Source organism: Streptomyces sp. NH27 (genome assembly GCF_056859195.1).
This window is the reverse complement of record NZ_JACEGK010001038.1, coordinates 1-753: the sequence shown is the minus strand read 5'-3', so window position 1 is coordinate 753 and position 753 is coordinate 1. Positions and strand designations below refer to the sequence as shown.

The following is a 753-nucleotide window of genomic DNA, read 5'->3' as shown; positions in this document are numbered from 1 at the left end:
CGCATGTCCTTCGAGATGTCCGTCAATTAGGGTCAGTCGCGGTGGTGATTGCGGTTGCCCTCGTCCAACTCCGCCCACCACGCGTCCGACTGTGGATCGCCGCAGCCGCCACGCGTTCGCTTGTCCGGGGCAGGCGCGGCCTCGTCCGCCTTGCGCTCGGCCTCTTTGGAGCCGGGGTCGGCCTTCTCGTCCCACCACCGGTCCTCCGGACCCTTCCGGTTCGCCACGATCGCCGCCACCGGCGGGATCACCATGGCGAACAGGCACATCCCGATAGCCGCCTGCACCGACCAAAGGCGCACGACGGACCACGCCAGGACGAAGAGCACCACGCAAGTGCCCATCATGGCGAAATACCAGTGACGACGACGTGCGTACACGCTTCAACCGTACGACCCACACCCGGGAATGGCACCTGCCGGAACAGGTCGGCAGACCGTATCCCGGCCAGGGCACCGAATGCGCCGCGCTCCCGTCGCACCCCCCGCCCGGCGCGTCGCCCGCCCCCGGTTCGACCTGCGGCGGCTTCGCCCGTGGCGGCTCAGCCCGCGGCGGCGAGCAGGATGCGGGCCAGCTCCTCCGGCTGCGAGAACATCGGCCAGTGCCCGGTGTCCATCTCGACCAGCTCCCAGGTGTCCCCGGTGAGCAGTTCCGCAACGGTCCCGCTCGGCTCCGGCCAGTCCAGCAGGCACTTGATGTACGTCGCCGGCAGGGCCGCCAGCGGGCGGGGGAGGGCCGCGGGCTCGGTGAGGC

General features: G+C 70.7%; 1 protein-coding gene and 1 pseudogene. Both read right to left on the bottom strand.

The features are described 5' to 3' along the window. Positions 1 to 32: 32 nt before the first annotated feature. Positions 33 to 380, bottom strand: a complete 348-nt coding sequence (locus tag AC13HU_RS37895) for a DUF3099 domain-containing protein (protein ID WP_483046538.1) — start codon at positions 378 to 380, stop codon at positions 33 to 35. A 161-nt stretch (positions 381 to 541) separates the two neighbouring features. Then, positions 542 to 753, bottom strand: a pseudogene (locus AC13HU_RS37890) (alpha/beta hydrolase); the annotation flags it as partial.